This window comes from Thermococcus sp. GR5 (assembly GCF_012027535.1).
Lineage (GTDB): Archaea > Methanobacteriota_B > Thermococci > Thermococcales > Thermococcaceae > Thermococcus > Thermococcus onnurineus.
In genome coordinates, this window is sequence record NZ_SNUN01000008.1 from 85,232 (window position 1) to 99,067 (window position 13,836).

General features: G+C 49.9%; 17 protein-coding genes and 1 tRNA gene. 9 read left to right on the top strand and 9 right to left on the bottom strand.

Annotated features, from left to right (window positions below; translation table 11 throughout):
- Nucleotides 1–11: 11 nt before the first annotated feature.
- Nucleotides 12–1,919, bottom strand: coding sequence for an ATP-dependent protease LonB (lonB, locus tag E3E33_RS08735; RefSeq protein ID WP_167710701.1), 1,908 nt, complete (start codon nt 1,917–1,919; stop codon nt 12–14).
- Nucleotides 1,920–2,037: 118 nt separating this feature from the next.
- Here lonB and E3E33_RS08740 point away from each other — a divergent pair, with 118 nt between their 5' ends.
- The 7 genes from E3E33_RS08740 (at nt 2,038) to E3E33_RS08770 (ending at nt 5,859) form a co-directional block, all read left to right on the top strand.
- Complete coding sequence (locus E3E33_RS08740; protein WP_012571487.1) at nt 2,038–2,841, top strand: DUF2666 family protein; 804 nt, start codon at nt 2,038–2,040, stop codon at nt 2,839–2,841.
- A gap of 76 nt (nt 2,842–2,917) precedes the next feature.
- Entirely contained in the window at nt 2,918–3,301 is a 384-nt protein-coding gene (locus tag E3E33_RS08745; RefSeq protein WP_167710702.1) for a RidA family protein, read from the top strand.
- 32 nt (nt 3,302–3,333) lie between these two features.
- A complete protein-coding gene (locus E3E33_RS08750; RefSeq protein ID WP_167710703.1) occupies nt 3,334–3,705 on the top strand; it encodes a Mov34/MPN/PAD-1 family protein in 372 nt (123 codons plus the stop codon).
- Nucleotides 3,706–3,761: 56 nt separating this feature from the next.
- A complete protein-coding gene (locus tag E3E33_RS08755; protein ID WP_012571484.1) occupies nt 3,762–4,139 on the top strand; it encodes a helix-turn-helix transcriptional regulator in 378 nt (125 codons plus the stop codon).
- 5 nt (nt 4,140–4,144) lie between these two features.
- Nucleotides 4,145–4,447: a MazG nucleotide pyrophosphohydrolase domain-containing protein gene (locus tag E3E33_RS08760; RefSeq protein WP_012571483.1), complete on the top strand. Its 303-nt coding sequence runs from the start codon at nt 4,145–4,147 to the stop codon at nt 4,445–4,447.
- A gap of 171 nt (nt 4,448–4,618) precedes the next feature.
- Entirely contained in the window at nt 4,619–5,068 is a 450-nt protein-coding gene (locus E3E33_RS08765; RefSeq protein ID WP_012571482.1) for an Lrp/AsnC family transcriptional regulator, read from the top strand.
- Between the two features lie 77 nt (nt 5,069–5,145).
- Nucleotides 5,146–5,859 carry a DUF92 domain-containing protein gene (locus E3E33_RS08770; protein ID WP_167710704.1) on the top strand — a complete coding sequence of 238 codons (714 nt, stop codon included), beginning with the start codon at nt 5,146–5,148 and terminating at the stop codon, nt 5,857–5,859.
- Between the two features lie 127 nt (nt 5,860–5,986).
- Here E3E33_RS08770 and E3E33_RS08775 read toward each other — a convergent pair whose 3' ends face one another.
- The 8 genes from E3E33_RS08775 to E3E33_RS08810 form a co-directional block, all read right to left on the bottom strand.
- Entirely contained in the window at nt 5,987–7,042 is a 1,056-nt protein-coding gene (locus E3E33_RS08775; protein ID WP_012571480.1) for an SPOUT family RNA methylase, read from the bottom strand.
- Nucleotides 7,043–7,132: 90 nt separating this feature from the next.
- On the bottom strand, nt 7,133–7,735 hold the full coding sequence (locus E3E33_RS08780; protein ID WP_012571479.1) for a 30S ribosomal protein S3ae: 603 nt from the start codon (nt 7,733–7,735) through the stop codon (nt 7,133–7,135).
- 18 nt (nt 7,736–7,753) lie between these two features.
- Nucleotides 7,754–8,005 carry a KEOPS complex subunit Pcc1 gene (locus tag E3E33_RS08785; RefSeq protein ID WP_167710705.1) on the bottom strand — a complete coding sequence of 84 codons (252 nt, stop codon included), beginning with the start codon at nt 8,003–8,005 and terminating at the stop codon, nt 7,754–7,756.
- Nucleotides 7,995–9,425: a DHHA1 domain-containing protein gene (locus E3E33_RS08790; RefSeq protein WP_167710706.1), complete on the bottom strand. Its 1,431-nt coding sequence runs from the start codon at nt 9,423–9,425 to the stop codon at nt 7,995–7,997. The genes E3E33_RS08785 and E3E33_RS08790 overlap by 11 nt, the downstream gene beginning before the upstream one ends.
- A 29-nt stretch (nt 9,426–9,454) precedes the next feature.
- The gene (locus E3E33_RS08795; protein ID WP_012571476.1) at nt 9,455–9,910 is read right to left on the bottom strand and encodes a 30S ribosomal protein S15; all 456 of its coding nucleotides are present in this window, start codon (nt 9,908–9,910) and stop codon (nt 9,455–9,457) included.
- Nucleotides 9,911–9,993: 83 nt separating this feature from the next.
- Nucleotides 9,994–10,530 carry a lamin tail domain-containing protein gene (locus tag E3E33_RS08800; RefSeq protein WP_206203327.1) on the bottom strand — a complete coding sequence of 179 codons (537 nt, stop codon included), beginning with the start codon at nt 10,528–10,530 and terminating at the stop codon, nt 9,994–9,996.
- Nucleotides 10,531–10,810: 280 nt separating this feature from the next.
- Nucleotides 10,811–10,888 (bottom strand) — tRNA-Met (locus E3E33_RS08805).
- An 86-nt stretch (nt 10,889–10,974) separates the two neighbouring features.
- Nucleotides 10,975–11,679: a hypothetical protein gene (locus E3E33_RS08810; protein WP_167710707.1), complete on the bottom strand. Its 705-nt coding sequence runs from the start codon at nt 11,677–11,679 to the stop codon at nt 10,975–10,977.
- 576 nt (nt 11,680–12,255) lie between these two features.
- Between E3E33_RS08810 and E3E33_RS08815 the strand changes: the two genes are divergently transcribed.
- Both E3E33_RS08815 and E3E33_RS08820 read left to right on the top strand, forming a co-directional pair.
- Nucleotides 12,256–13,416, top strand: a complete 1,161-nt coding sequence (locus E3E33_RS08815) for an aconitase X catalytic domain-containing protein (protein WP_167710708.1) — start codon at nt 12,256–12,258, stop codon at nt 13,414–13,416.
- 9 nt (nt 13,417–13,425) lie between these two features.
- On the top strand, nt 13,426–13,818 hold the full coding sequence (locus E3E33_RS08820; protein WP_012571472.1) for a DUF126 domain-containing protein: 393 nt from the start codon (nt 13,426–13,428) through the stop codon (nt 13,816–13,818).
- Nucleotides 13,819–13,836 lie beyond the last annotated feature (18 nt).

Below are 13,836 nucleotides of genomic sequence, written 5' to 3' on the forward strand. Positions count from 1 at the left end.
AAAAAAGCGTCTCAAAGGGAAAGGGGCAGGGTCTCCCGGATCCTCCTGAGAAGCTCCCTCTTCTTCTCGCTCTCCTCGAGGGCTATCTCAAGGACTTCGTCGATGGTCTCGACCGGGAATATCTGGATCTTTTCGGCCTTGTCCTTGCTCAGGAAGACGTCCTTCTCGTTGCTCTTGGGGATTATGACCGTCTTTATGCCAGCCTCTATTGCGGCCTCTATCTTTGGTGTTGCACCGCCTATCGGCAACACCTCGCCACGGACACTGAGCGAACCTGTCATGGCCACGTCCTGCCTTATCGGAATCTCCTCAAGGGCTGAGATAACAGCGGTGGCAACGCTTATGCTGGCTGAATCGCCCTCAACGCCCTCGTAGGTCTGGAGGAACTGGACGTGAATATCGTAGCGGCTTATGTCCTCACCTTTGTACCTCTTGATTATCGCCGAGACGTTCTGAACGGCTTCCTTCGCTATCTCGCCGAGCTTTCCTGTAACTATAATCTTTCCTTCTTCTTTGCTCGCAGCTGGGGCGACAACTGCTTCAATCGGAAGGACTATACCGCTCTGCTCGCCTATGACGGCCAGACCATTGACGCGACCTATCTCGCTGCCCTCAGTCTTGATGACTTGGTACTCCTTCTTGCGCTCGATGTACCAGTCAGCAAGCTGCTTCTCGAGGGGTTTGGCCATTTTGACTGCCTCAATGACGTCTTCCCTTTCCACGTACTTCTTGCCCTTCTTGACAGCTATGTCACCAGCAGCTCTGACGATACCGCCAAGGTCTCTGAGGCGGAGCGTGAGGTGACCTTTCCTTCCGGCCCTCTTCTGGGCCTCCCTGACTATCTCCTCCACAGCCTCCTTCGTGAAGTGGGGTATTTTTCCGTCGCGCTTGACCTCTTGAGCCACGAACTGAACGAGCTTGCGCCTGTTCTCTATCGTGTCCGGCATGGTGGTGCGCATGTAGACCTCGTAACCGTAACCCCTGATCCTCGAGCGGAGTGCAGGGTGCATCTTGTCCACTGTATCGAGGTTTCCAGCCGCGACGAGGACAAAGTCACACGGAACAGGTTCAGTCCTTACCATCGCACCGCTCGACATCTCACTCTGGCCGGTTATCGGGAACTTCTTCTCCTGCATGGCGGTGAGGAGGCTCTGCTGCATCTTGAGGCTGAGCGTGGCAATCTCATCTATAAAGAGGACTCCCTTGTGAGCGCGGTGTATCATTCCTGGCTCAACGCGCTCGTGGGCAGGAGTGCCGAGCCCACCGCTCTGGAAGGGGTCGTGTCTGACATCACCAAGGAGCGCTCCCGCGTGGGCGCCAGTAGCGTCGATGAAGGGAGCTTTGGTTCTTCCGCAGTTGTCTACAAGAAGCTTGGGAACGAGGACAGTACTCTTAAGGCGCATATTGGAGAGGGCCATTATTGTAAGTATAACAACAAAGAGCCCCATCAGGAGTGTAGTTGCACTGAATTCAATGAAAAGTGCGAGCATAACGGTAAACATGACAAAGAGGAGGATGTAGGATTTTACGCTCTCCTGGCTCTTGGCCTTCTCGCGGTATTTCTCTACAATACGCCTGCCTTGACAGGCAGGGACGGTCTTGATCCTGGGCATGTTCTCGTCTTCGGGATTGGGGAAAACGAGGATATCCTCTAGGGTTTCGGTTGGCAACAGCTCGGCCATGGCCTGACCGAGCATGGACTTACCTGTTCCCGGCTCGCCTATCAGAAGCACGTGCCTCTTCTGGTTGGCGGCAGTTTTGATAACCTCAACCGCGTGTTCTTGGCCGATGACTTGGTCAATAAGCTTCTCGGGAACTTCGATTTCCTCAGTTGTCGTAAACTCAATACCAAGCTCTAAGCTCTCTCCGTACTCCCTGGGGGCCAGGGCTTCCCTCTTAATCTTCTCGTCGTCCCCCATTTTCCTTCCCTCTTTTACTCTCTCAAACTCGAATGCTCAATGCAATTTATAACTTTTTTGAGATGGTCAAGAAAAAGCTAAAATAGGCCTTGACATCCATTAGGAGTTGGTGAAAACGATGAAGGTTGAGGATCAGATTATCTTCACTGCCCGTCACGGAAGCTGGAAGGTAGGAGACAGGCTCCGCAACATGGAAGATGAGATGGTGGCCCATTTCCTTGCGAGCATCGCTAATACCGTGAACCCCAAGATACCAGAGTACCTAACGGAGGTCATGAACATCGCCGGGATAATGAGTCTCGCCGAAGAGATAGCCAGAAAAGATCTGAGCGACGCGGTGGTGGCCCTTAAATCCCCCGGAACGGCAAGAAAGCTCGGTGCCCTCGTCTTCGAGGAGGATAAGAAACTGAAGAAACACCTCGTTGAGGTCGCGAAGGCGATCCTCGTCAGGGAGGTTCTCGAAAAGAAGGTTACCGTAGATTACCCCGAAGAGCCCCTGAGGGAGGTAAAAATAGCCCTTCCCTACAACGAGGATCACGTCAACTTCACGGCATTCCACCTCAGTGCCGAGCACGGGAAATGGAGGGTGGTGAAGAGACTGATAATCGACGAAAAGACACCGATGGCCGACGTTGCGAGGCTTCTAGCTAGCATAAACGAGACGATAACTCTAAAGCTTCCCGTTTACGCGGGAATAGACGTGAAAGGTATTGATGCCTGGTTCGCGGAGTTCAAAAAGGTTAAAAAGGCAGACATTCCAGCCGTTGTTGAGAAGTACAAGCACTTCCAGGCGGAGAATTACGCAAGGGAGGGCTTTGAGGAGCACGCCAAGGTTTACGCCCTCAGGAAGGCCCTTGAGAAGATAGGTCTTCCGCTCGACGTTCCGGCCAAGAACCTCGAGAAATACCTGGAGAAGAAATGATGAGGCCGAGGACACCCGAGCGGAGGCGATGAGGAATCTTCGCTTCGCTGATTTCTTAATTTTCGGAGGTGGGAAAATGAAAAAGGTTGTTTTCACAGAAAACGCCCCAAAACCGATAGGACCTTACAGCCAGGGGATCGTCGCTGAGGCAGGCAGGCTACTCTTTGTCTCCGGCCAGATACCAATAAATCCGGAGACAGGAGAGCTCGTGGAGGGCTCAATAGAGAAACAGGCAAAGCAGGCAATTGAGAACCTGCTAGCAGTAGTGAAAGCCGCCGGCGGAAGCGCTGAGAACGTCGTTAAAGTTACAGTATATCTGAGAGACATAAACGACTACGCCAAGTTCAACGAGGTTTACGAGAAATATTTCTCAGAGTCCAAGCCGGCCAGGGCGGTAGTCGAAGTCTCCAATCTGCCGAAGGGCGTTAAGGTTGAGATAGAGGCAATTGCCGCTCTTTGATATCCCCTTTTGATTATTTTTCGGTGAGCAAGATGGAAACCGTCAAAATTAGAAGGGAGCTCTTGGGATACCTCCTTGAATTAGCCCGCGAATTCTATCCCAACGAGTTCGCTGGCTTTTTGAGGGAGAAGGCTGGCGTTTTTGAAGAGGTTCTTATAGCCCCAGATCCTCATTTTGGGAGGAGTTCGGCTTTCTTCAACACATGGATGCTGCCCTACGACGAGAGCATAAAGGGAACCGTTCACTCGCATCCTGGCCCGAATCCATGGCCATCCCAGGTAGATCTGAACTTTTTCTCCAAGTTTGGGGGTGTCCATCTGATAATTGCCTATCCTTTTACAGAAGACAGCGTGAGGGCCTATAAAAGTGATGGGAGCCGTCTGAAGGTCGAAATCCTTGACTAACTTCATGTGAAAATTCTTAAATAGATGTGTCCCAATCTGCTAATCGGTGTTGCAGCATGAGGGTTAGGGAAGTTCTGAACGAACTAGATGAGAAGCAAAGAAGAACTGTCCTCCAGTGTTCAGAGACCTGTGGCATCCCTGACCTAGACAAGGAGGTTAACCTTCGGGTAGAAGAGGACGTCATGAAGTTCCTCAAGGCACTCTCAAACCCGCTGAGGCTCAGGATACTCAAGATCCTAAAGGACAACTGGCTCTGCGTGTGTCTGATATCAAAGATACTCGACCAAGATCAGACTCTGATCAGCCACCACCTCCGGACGCTAAAGGCTCTGGGCCTGATACTTGAGAGAAAAGAAGGCAAGATGCACTTTTACAGAACGAACACAGAGGTTCTCGAGGAATACCTCGTAAGGGTGAGAACTGGACTGGTGTGAGCTATATGAACGACCATCAGCGGAGAGTTGACGACCTTGTTAAAGAATTCGGTGGATACTGGAGTCCCTTCGAGATGCTCGCAGCTTTGATGGAAGAGATTGGAGAACTAGCTGATGAACTACTGAAAATTGAAGGGGTCAAGGGAAAAGGCAACCCGGAAAAGCTGACGGAGGAACTCGGCGACGTCATGTTTGCCCTCTCGTGTATAGCCAACTATTACGAAGTGGACCTTCTGAGTGCCCTGGAGAAGAGCATAGAGAAGTACAGGGAACGTGACAGGGATCGATGGGATAACACGGATGGATAAAATCTCCAGGATACTCACATTTTTTTGTAACATTGTGGTTTGAAATATAACCCAGTTTTAAAGTGGGATGGGTCATTTGGGATAACCTACTGGTTAGAAATCCTCCAAATTGTCGAAACATTTTTATAATTGGGAGCATAATCACAAACATAATCCCGGGAGGTGGATGTGATGGCAGATAAAATAAACGGGATTGACATAAGGATTTTGAGGCTTCTCGCCAAGAACGCGCGTTTGACCTACAAGGAGCTCGCCGAAATTCTTGGCACGACAAGACAGAGAATCTCCAGGAGAATGGATCGTCTCGAGAGAAATGGTATAATCAAAAAGTATACTATAATCCCTGACTATGATGCTCTCGGATACATTCACGTCATCCTCGGGATAACTGTTAAGCCTTCGATTGACCTTGACGAGGTAATTTCTTCTCTGAAGGATGATGAAAACATCAAGATAATTCAGCGTGCCATTGGTTCACACAATTTGGTTATCCACATCGTTGGTCCAAAGGATATGAAAGAGCTGGAGAGAATCATCGCCGATGTTTCCAAGAAGATACCAGGCATTGACAAGCTCGATATAACCTTCGTAACAGACACCGTGAAGTTTGAGGTTCTTTGATTTCTTTCACTTCCTTCGTCCATCGACGAAGGAAAGAATAATAAAGCCTCAGTTGGGGCATTTTCCAGGTGACAGAGATGCTCGAGAGAATGGCAGTGGACGTTGCAGTGGTTGCAGGGCTTGGCATAGGATCATACAAACTGAAAGCCCTTGATGCTAAGGGTGCTTTGGCAGCTGCAGCTGTCGGTCTGGTCGTTCTGGAGCTTGGTGGTTTTTATCCCTTCTTGGCGATGGTAACCTTCGTGGTTCTTGGAGTCCTTGCAACCAAGTACCGGTTCAGGGAAAAGGCAAAACTCGGCCTTGCTCAGAGCAGAAACGGTGTGAGGGGTTGGGGCAACGTTATGGGCAATGGCCTTGCCGCAGTAATCTTTTTGGCCTTTGAATACTTCTCCCATATGGACGTTTTCTGGGCAGCGACTTTTGCTTCGATAGCTACAGTTAATGGAGATACTCTTGCGAGCGAGCTTGGAAAGATTTTCGGAAAAAATCCAAGGTTGATAACCACCTTTGAGCCAGCTAGACCCGGTGTTAACGGAGCTATTTCGTGGCCCGGAGAGCTGTTCGCACTTTTGGGTTCTTTCATTATGGCCCTGTTCGCCCTTCCACTCACAGAGCAAAAGATCATAATGCTCCTGGCTGTTACCATTGGCGGATTTATCGGGGTCAACTTAGACAGTCTTATTGGAGCTACCCTTGAAAACGAGGGAATAACAAATAATAACTCGACAAACTTTCTTGCTTCACTCTTTGGCGGCTCCATCGGTGCACTTCTCTTCTACATCCTCGCGTGAAGTTTAAAAGAAAACCTGAAAAAGCCTGACTGGCGGATGATGACTACGGCGGATTCCTGAGCGGTGAGGAAGACCTTAGGGTCTGACGCCGCTGTACAATTATTGAATTAAAGAAAAATGTAAAAACTCACTCTTCCCCTTCCCTCGTTCTAGAGTATTCTTCGTAGATCTCCCACATGGACACAAGGGCCGCAGGAATGCCGTGTTCAGTTGCGAAGGTCATATACGGTGCTAAGTCAACAACATAATCCGCGAAGCGGAAGAGGCCGCGTGGTATGCCCTCACGGGAGCCGACGAAGATAACGACTTCCTTCGCGTAGTACATATCCCTGGCGAGCTTATCCTTCACCTCAGCCAGTGACGGCCCCTTGGGATCGGTGATTATAAGGAGCCTCTTGTTCCTCCGCTTATCGCGAACGACCTGGTAGAGATCCCATACGCTGACTGGAACTTTCTCGACTTTCCAGGGATAAGCCTCGCGCTGTATCTGGTATCTGCTTTCCTGGCCAATCTTGACACCCTTAATGAACTCCATTAGTTCAAAAGCGTCCATCTTCTCTTTGGGAGCTATGATGAGCTCCTTAACTTCAAAGGCCTGAGCGGCTCTCCCAATCTTCTCACCGAAAGACCTGCAGGCCTTGTAGTCGCCCCAGTAAGGCATCTGAACGAGGGTAACTTTGCGGAAGAGCTTCCTCGCGTCTATCTTGTTTGGTGTGAACTTCCTGTACTCTTCGCCTGGAAGAACAGATATGTAAGCTCTATCTCCTATTATCTCTACCTGAACGACCTTATCCGGCCAGCTGAGGTTAACGTCAGCGTTTGTCAGCTCTCTGACCTTTGCCCCAAGCTCTCTGTTCACGTCAATGCTCGAGAAGTCGTGCTTCCCTCTACGCTTGGTCTTGACTGCAAAGGTCTCATTTTCATCGATGAGTTTTGCAACATCCTCTGCCACGCTCAAGATGGCGTCAAGCCGGGCGGGAACCTCATGGAGAACTTTTATGGCTCTCTCGACTTCTGGAATTTCAAGAATCTTCTCCTCGGCTTTCTCATCTTCCGCCTCAACTACAACAAGACCCGAGTAGCCCATGGGAGACGCCCAAACTTCCGCATCCGGAAGAATCTCCCGAATGTAGTTAGCAGCAACGCTCTCCATTCCCCTCTGAGTCTTAACGAGAAACTTCACGCTCTCACCTCCAGAGAGAGAATGATTGGGCCCTTAAAAGCCTGCCGAGAAGAGAATCTGGAAGGTATAGAGAAGGAGGTTGAGAGGCCTTCAGGCCTCCGGCTCTGCGAGGACCTTTATCTTCCTTATCTCCGCCCTCTTAATCGGGTAGATCTTCCTAGCTTCCTTAGCGATCTCTGTAGCCATCTTGCCGGTGACGGCCTCGAGGATGAAGTCCTTGTAGTTAAGCTCCTCGGCCTTCTTGTAGATGATGTCCCTCATTATCTCCCTGATAGCCCTTTCCTGGCTGGTCTGTATGCGCCTGTAGGCGATGACCATACCCATAACACGGAGCTTGTAGCCGTCCTTGGTAGTGATGTTGAATATGCCATCAACCCTGGTGGTCCTTCTCCTGACAAGGCTCCTTATGTAGCTCCTGGAGAGGGTGTGGCCCTTAAACTTAGTGTAGGCGTTCTGGCCCTTGACGTCGTAGATCTGGAAGTAGAGTTTGACCTGACCCTTGGTGAAGTCGCCGGTGAGATCCTTGAGGGTGGTCTCAATGACGCGACCGATGACCTTCTCGGGGTCATCAGCGGGGGTGAGGCCTATCTCCTTGTTGCCGAAAAAGTCCGGAGCGTAAACCACGTACCACTCTTTCATCTTCCACTTATCCTTGGTAGCAGCAGCCCTCTTCCTTGGGTTACCCTTTGCCATCTTAACACCTCCAACCTTTCACGTGACATCTTCGGCGATTTTGATTGAAAACACCAAATCGTCCAGCGCTTTGATGAGTGTTTCAATCTCACCCGAGTATTTAACCTTTGTTATGACGTCCCCATCTTCCCATCGGGTTACCACATTTAAACTTTTCTTTAGGCCTTCAGGAAGGCTAGCGTTGTCCACTTCTAGAGCTTGGGCTATAGCCTTCGCTCTCTCCCCGCTCCTGTAGTGCCAGATGATTTTCGCCGTTGCTTCAATCCGCAACGTTCCTGCCCCCCTTGAGCTGTCTTCCAAGAACCTCGTTGAAATACCTGATGAACTCGTTTATTCTGTCCTTCGGAAAGCGTATGCCAGCAGCTATAGCGTGGCCTCCACCTTCACCGCCGAGCTTCTCTGCCACTTCCTTCAGAGCTTCTCCAAGGTGGTAGCCCTTCGCTAGGGCCTTCTCCGTAGTCCTTGCCGAGCCCTTCACGAGGTTTGGATCCTCGTCGCTGTCAGCCAGAACGACCACGGGCTTCTCCGGGTCAACTAGGCCCGCGTTTATCGCTATGTTAGCCGCTATGCCCACCAGAGTGTCACGGATGTTCCTGCCAGCATAGAAAACGTAGGCGTGCTCTCCTTCGTCGGCCATACTCCAGTTCTGGATGAGGAACTTTCTGGCCTCGATCTGCTCTCTCTTGTAGTCGTCGAGCATCTTTCTAGCTCTCTTGTAGGCCTCCTCGTCGCCGAGGCAGATTGCAACACCTAGCGTTCCAGCGTTCAGCCTTCCAGTGGCATTGAGGAGTGTGGCGAACTCCCTCGCTTCGTGCCTGGGGTCCCCCTCCGGGTAGAGGGGACTTATGACCACATCACCGATGAGCCTGTCTATGGCCTCCTTTGGGGCACCGTGCTTTATCAGGTGAATGACAAGGGCATCGTGGAGCCGCCTTTTTTCTTCCTCACGGAGCTGCCAGTACTTCATGTCGGGATCGAAGCCCTTAGCCCTGAGGAACTCGATGGCCTTCCTATCGTCACCAGTTATCTCGGGTATTTCTGGATTTGTTGCGTAAGCCAGCATTTGAGCGAGAGTTCTGCTTTCCCTGCCGAAGAGGCGGAGCTCCTTCCTGACCTCCAGAATGCCAAGCCTCTTCCCGTCCTCAATGATATCGAGATTCATACCGTGGAAGGTGCCGTCTATCTCCTGCATGTCGCCGACTGCCCCAACGATGGCAATGTAGGCCAAATCCCTGTTTTTCTCGTTCATCTCTCTAGCAACGAAGTAGGCAACGCCGGAGCCGCTCAGATCGCGAACGCTGTTGGCTCCAAATGGTACTGGATTGACAAGCAGGTGGGAATCAGTGGAAAACTCGTTCTTTTCCGGTGGGTGATGGTCAGCAACGACAACGGTCGCTCCCTCGAGGTACTTCTCGATGAGTTCGATTGAGCCGCTCCCGAGGTCGCTGAAGACGTATATCTTGTGCTTCTCCGCGGCAAGTTCCTGGATAAGCCCTTCGCTGAGCTGCTTGACAATGCTGAGCTGAAAGCTACCGCCCTCACGTAATATCGCCTTCGCCAGAATCGCCCCGGCAGTTATTCCGTCCGCATCGCGGTGGGAGATTATTCTTATAGTGTGTCCTAGCTCGATGTGCATCTTGATTAGCTCTGCTCCTTCACGGGCCTTCTCCAAGAAAGCGCCCTTGTCCATTTTACCACCTTATAAGAAGGAAAGGGGAATCAGCGAACCAAGAGCTTGGCCTGCTCTGGGTCGTAGCGCCACTTCGCTGGCAGCTTGCCGGTTCTCCTGTAGTACTTGACAAGCCTCCTGATTTTGCTCTCGGTGAGCTGGAGACCGCGCCTTGAGTGCTTGTCCTTCGGATGCATCTCAAGGTGCTTCCTGAGCTTGACGGCCTTCCTGATAAGGGCCATGAGGTCCTCCGGGATCTCCGGGGCGAGGCCGTTCTCCTCGAGTATCTTGGTTATCTTCTTGCCGGTGATGAGCTTGACGCTCGGAATGCCGTACTGATCCCTGAGGATGGTTCCTATCATGGCAGCGCTGTAGCCTTCCTTCCTGAGCTTAATAACGAGCCCCTCGACCTCCTCCGCCGTGTACTCTACCCAGGTCGGCGGAGCGGTCCTCGGTGGCCTCTTAGAACCAGACCTACCCCTCTTTCTCGCGTGTATCCTTGCCATATCATACACCTCCCGGTGACGGCCAGCTCCCGCCAGCCGCCCCTTCGCATCAGCCTAAAAGAAGGAGTTTAAAAAGTTTGCCATCAGTGACAGCTGACAGCTCCTCCTTCTTTTCCAGTCCAGCTGCAACTGTCCACAAGGTTTCCGCTCGCATCGTAAAGGTACGCAGTGTCCCCGTCGTTGTTCCAGACAGCCCGCTTTTCGCCCCAGTAAAGATCCGTGTCAGTGTCTGTACCCGAGCCAGTATGTACAGTTACTGTTTTTCCCGCTTTCAGAATAAATCCACTCGGGAAAATGTATGTATGCCCTTTTTCATCCATCAATCTCCATTCACCCAGGTTTTCATCTAGACATCCAAGGTTTGCAATAACTACGTACTCGTCATTTAGATTCGAATGATCCCATCCCATAGCGTCATAATGAACATAGTATATCACGATTTTAGACGTCCCGTTGCATGACTGGTTTGCAAGTTCCTGTGCTATTTCAGTTGAAATAGTTTCCATTACATCTGTGTAATCAGAAGTCATTACTACCAGCTGGTGAATGACAAACAGTACTATTACCAGTGCCACAGCAATAAGAAACAAATACTCGATACTAGAAACTCCCCGTTTCATATTCATCCCCACGAGATTTATGTGGCAAACGTAAATAAAAGTTTCGTAGGATGTCCATAAGTACTTTAGAGAGTTTAGAAAAAAATAGTCCTAGCTGTCAACAACAGTGAATGAGCTCTGAAAGCTTGGAATTCACTCCACAATACGCTTAATGTTTCAAATCAAGCGTTGCAAAATTTGCAACTGGAACTGATCCACAATCCAAAAACAGGCCAACTTGAGAAGTTGCTCGAAGTTTAGTACAAGAGACATAGGCAAGAAGATACAACCCAAAACAGTATGGTAGCGGGGGGAGGATTTGAACCTCCGACCTCCGGGTTATGAGCCCGGCGGGCACTCCTAGCTGCCCCACCCCGCTGCTCGACCCGTTAGTTAGTGAACCGTGGAGGGTTTATAAATTTTGCGGGGGAGGTATCAAAATAAGAAAACTAAAAAATCACTATGTTACTCAAAAGGTTGCACAACAACCGTAACTTTCAAGTCCTTATCTTGGGACTCGAACCGTACTGGAATGCCCCTTGAATTCACCAATACAGTCCACTCTTTTCCTGAGGGGGACGTGAACCTATACGCAAACAACCTTTCTTTAAGTCCAAGACCCATTAGAATCCTATCCGTTGTAGATAGTTGCAACTGTATCCTAGATAGACCTGTTGAGTTGAGGACAAGACGCCTGAATGCTATCATCGGAAGATTGTCTTCGAACATAGTAATGGCCTCATCCTTTTCAATACCATAGTACTGACTCCAGAATTCTGTCAAGTCCATTGTCGTTCCATTGTTCAACATGATATTCCCCTTAATCTCCCCAGTGTTCAAGTTTACTATCACCTGGGCACGTGTCAGAAGGGTTCCATTGACATAGAACTCCTCCATCGCCTTCACTGTTTCCTTTCTCATGTCAATGTGTCCTACTGTAATAACTTTACCAATATATGTGAGATCTTTCATAACTTTTCTGACCCCATTCTGCTCAATAACATGTACATAATACTGATTAAACTCGATACTTCTCGTGAAATTGTAAGCAACTAGAGTTCTCGCAGAGGTAACTAGAGTATCCTTGGATGGAGACTCAACAAGAGCATACGCTGTTCCGAGAACACTTCCAATGAACAACACAATAATGAGTGCTAGTATCTTTTTCATAGGGATCACCCCCTCTACCTCTCGTAAACATTCACATAATGCCAACCTATTTCCAACTCAGAGCGAGGGCTCCTTCATTATCTCTCGGGTAGGGGTAATAGAAACTTTCTGTAAATCCAGGCTCCGTATAAGTTCTGAATAATCTAAATCCGGCGCTATTAGTTAACTCTGCCGCCGCATAATCTAGAACATACACCCCGAGAACTGGAATAATGATGTACCCCCACCCCGACCCCTGGTACCATGAAGTCGTGTATGTCCCAAGAGTACCTTGCATTGTAAACTTGTAAGTGTACGGCCAGAAACCTATTCGTTCTCGTTGCATAAAAGTCAGGCCCGGTATCGTATAGAACCACGTCGTATATAGCCCCCATGCTCCCACTGGCTTGACTGAGCCTGCGACTATTGCCTCAAAAAAACTATTACCATTGCAACTTTTTTACTGGAGATGTCATGGTAGACACCTCCGATGATGTCACTAAAAATTAGAACTTTTTAGTATAATAATTTTACGGTTAATAAGTGTTGAAAAGAAGAGTTTATAACTCCTCTTTCCCCAGATTCTCTGGTGGTAGAATGTACCTGACCAAAGAGGAAGAACTCATCCTGGCCGGCGAATACGGCTACGCCCTCCAGAAGGCCATGGAGATACTCGTGGCTCTGGGAGAAATCTACGGTGCTGACAGGCTCATTCCAATTAAAAGTGCTCAGGTTGCTGGTGTTTCATACAAAAACATCGGCGACGCTGGAATCGAGTTCCTGAGAGACTTCGTCGAAGCTGGAGCCAAAGTCAGCGTCTACACCACCCTCAACCCAGCGGGAATAGGCGACGACGAGTTCATGGAAAAGCAGCTGGAAGTTCTGGGGCTTTACAGGAAGATGGGCATAGAAGTTACCTCCACGTGCACCCCCTACTACGGGGCAAATCTTCCAAAGTTCGGTGATCACTTGGCCTGGAGCGAAAGTTCAGCGGTAAGCTTCGCCAACTCGATTTTGGGTGCGAGGACCAACCGCGAAGGAGGACCTTCAAGTTTAGCCGCCGCGATAGTTGGTAGGACTCCCAACTATGGCCTGCATCTGGACAAAAACAGGAAAGCAACCGTCATAATCAGTGTTGATGCAAACGTCAGGACTTTCGTGGACTATGCGGCCTTAGGTTATCACCTTGGAAAAATCCTCGGCAATGACGTGCCATACATCAAAGGCCTGAAGCCCGAGATGACTGAGTATCTCAAAGAGACGGGCGCCGCTATGGCCGCGAGCGGCTCTATAGCTCTATATCATGTGGAAGGTGAGACCCCTGAATATAGAGATGCTATAACTGACAAGCTCGAAACGATAACCGTTGAGGATTCCGATATCAGAGCCGTTAGGGAGCAGTTCGCCGATGACTGGAGTGAGATAGACATGATTCTAATTGGTTGCCCACACGCTTCCCTAGCAGAGATTAAGGAAATCACCGAACTGCTGAGAATGCGCGGGAGACCCTTGAAGATACCTCTCTTTATCACTGCAAGCAGAGCAGTTAAGGCATTGGCAGATTCTCTAGGCTACACCGAGATCATAGAGCGCTACAACGGCAGGATTATTCCCGACATATGCTTCGTAGTCTCGCCGATAAAGGGCTGGTACAGAGGAGTGGCCACCAACAGCGGAAAATCAGCCTTCTACTTCCGGTCCTTTGGCTTCAAGGTTAGGCTCGACGATGCAGAAAACCTCATAAAAGAGGCACCGTGAGGTGAGAAAATGAAACTCAAGGGCAGAAAGATCGTCGGTGGCAAGGCTGAGGGAGAACTGATAGTCTCGCAGAAGCCCCTTTCATTCCTCGGCGGCGTTGACCCCAATACAGGAATAGTTACCGACGCCGAGAGCGATATAAGGGGCCAGAGCATAGCTGGAAAAGTCCTGGCATTTCCACGTGGTAAGGGATCAACCGTTGGCTCTTACGTTATCTACGCCCTTAAGAAGAACGGAAAGGCGCCGAAGGCAATAATCGTCGGTGAGGCCGAGACAATAGTGGCAACAGGAGCTATAATAGCGGGTATTCCTATGGTTGATGGCATAGACGTCTCCAAGCTCAAGAGTGGACAGAGGGTCAGGGTCAAAGCCGACGAGGGACTGGTCGAAGTTGAGGAATAGCATTTTTAAGGTCCGTTT

Excerpts from the sequence above, each read along its gene's own strand:
- lonB (WP_167710701.1), bottom strand. The coding sequence starts at position 1,919 with ATGGGGGACGACGAGAAGATTAAGAGGGAAGCCCTGGCCCCCAGGGAG.
- E3E33_RS08740 (WP_012571487.1), top strand. The coding sequence starts at position 2,038 with ATGAAGGTTGAGGATCAGATTATCTTCACTGCCCGTCACGGAAGCTGG.
- E3E33_RS08745 (WP_167710702.1), top strand. The coding sequence starts at position 2,918 with ATGAAAAAGGTTGTTTTCACAGAAAACGCCCCAAAACCGATAGGACCT.
- E3E33_RS08750 (WP_167710703.1), top strand. The coding sequence starts at position 3,334 with ATGGAAACCGTCAAAATTAGAAGGGAGCTCTTGGGATACCTCCTTGAA.
- E3E33_RS08755 (WP_012571484.1), top strand. The coding sequence starts at position 3,762 with ATGAGGGTTAGGGAAGTTCTGAACGAACTAGATGAGAAGCAAAGAAGA.
- E3E33_RS08760 (WP_012571483.1), top strand. The coding sequence starts at position 4,145 with ATGAACGACCATCAGCGGAGAGTTGACGACCTTGTTAAAGAATTCGGT.
- E3E33_RS08765 (WP_012571482.1), top strand. The coding sequence starts at position 4,619 with ATGGCAGATAAAATAAACGGGATTGACATAAGGATTTTGAGGCTTCTC.
- E3E33_RS08770 (WP_167710704.1), top strand. The coding sequence starts at position 5,146 with ATGCTCGAGAGAATGGCAGTGGACGTTGCAGTGGTTGCAGGGCTTGGC.
- E3E33_RS08780 (WP_012571479.1), bottom strand. The coding sequence starts at position 7,735 with ATGGCAAAGGGTAACCCAAGGAAGAGGGCTGCTGCTACCAAGGATAAG.
- E3E33_RS08790 (WP_167710706.1), bottom strand. The coding sequence starts at position 9,425 with ATGGACAAGGGCGCTTTCTTGGAGAAGGCCCGTGAAGGAGCAGAGCTA.
- E3E33_RS08795 (WP_012571476.1), bottom strand. The coding sequence starts at position 9,910 with ATGGCAAGGATACACGCGAGAAAGAGGGGTAGGTCTGGTTCTAAGAGG.
- E3E33_RS08800 (WP_206203327.1), bottom strand. The coding sequence starts at position 10,530 with ATGAAACGGGGAGTTTCTAGTATCGAGTATTTGTTTCTTATTGCTGTG.
- E3E33_RS08810 (WP_167710707.1), bottom strand. The coding sequence starts at position 11,679 with ATGAAAAAGATACTAGCACTCATTATTGTGTTGTTCATTGGAAGTGTT.
- E3E33_RS08815 (WP_167710708.1), top strand. The coding sequence starts at position 12,256 with ATGTACCTGACCAAAGAGGAAGAACTCATCCTGGCCGGCGAATACGGC.
- E3E33_RS08820 (WP_012571472.1), top strand. The coding sequence starts at position 13,426 with ATGAAACTCAAGGGCAGAAAGATCGTCGGTGGCAAGGCTGAGGGAGAA.